The sequence below is a fragment of the Oleiphilus sp. HI0117 genome (assembly GCF_001635235.1).
Window position 1 is genome coordinate 1 of the sequence record NZ_LWGA01001485.1, and the last position, 867, is coordinate 867.

Below are 867 nucleotides of genomic sequence, written 5' to 3' on the forward strand. Positions count from 1 at the left end.
GTTAGCTTATTTCTCAATTCATCCTACAATTACTAGGTTAATTATCAGTATTTGTAATAAAGCAAGTCACAGGCAGCAGCAAATTATGAGCAACCAACTCACCGAAGCCCAGGTCAAAAAAATTCTTCAAGGCATTCATGTACCTCCACAACCCCAGATTCTTGTGGACTTACAAATGGAACAGATCATGCCGGCCCCGGATATTCAACGAATAGCCAATTTAATCGCGAAGGATGTTGGCTTATCCGGCACCATGCTGAAATTTGTTAATTCACCATTTTATGGTCTGGCAAATAAAATCACCTCCATTGAGCAAGCGGTATCACTACTGGGTATTCATACCGTTATTAATATCTTGAATGGCCTGGCAATCAAAGGTGAAATGTCAGATGAAGCCATCATTGAATTAACCTCTTTTTGGGATACCGCAAACGACATAGCGATGGTCTGCGCAGCGGTTGCCAAAAAAGTCGGCTACCGCACGCCAGACGAAGCTTATGCATTAGGCTTGTTCCATAATGCGGGTATTCCTCTCATGCTTTCACGCTTCGATGATTATATCACCGTCATGGAAAAAACTTATTCCGGCCAGCATGAGCGAGTCATTGACTTAGAGAATGAAAAATTCAACACCAATCACTGTGTCGTCGGTTATTTCACCGCCAAGTCATGGAACCTCCCTGAGCATATCTGCCAAGTTATTGCCGAACACCATAACACCAAGCAAGTGTTTGCAGTTAAAGACGGCAAAAACCAGCAGCAGAAAACCTTGCTGGCAGTTCTTAAACTGGCTGAGCATATTTGCGGAAACTACAAAGTACTTGGCCTACAAGATAGCGACCCGGAATGGGAAGATAGCCAAGATGA

The 867-nt window shown here is 43.4% G+C and carries 1 protein-coding gene; it reads left to right on the forward strand.

Annotation, left to right across the window (positions count from 1 at the left end; all coding sequences use genetic code 11):
- Positions 1-85: 85 nt before the first annotated feature.
- A partial coding sequence (locus tag A3757_RS24645) for an HDOD domain-containing protein (RefSeq protein ID WP_082872193.1) occupies positions 86-867 on the forward strand: 782 nt, incomplete at its 3' end.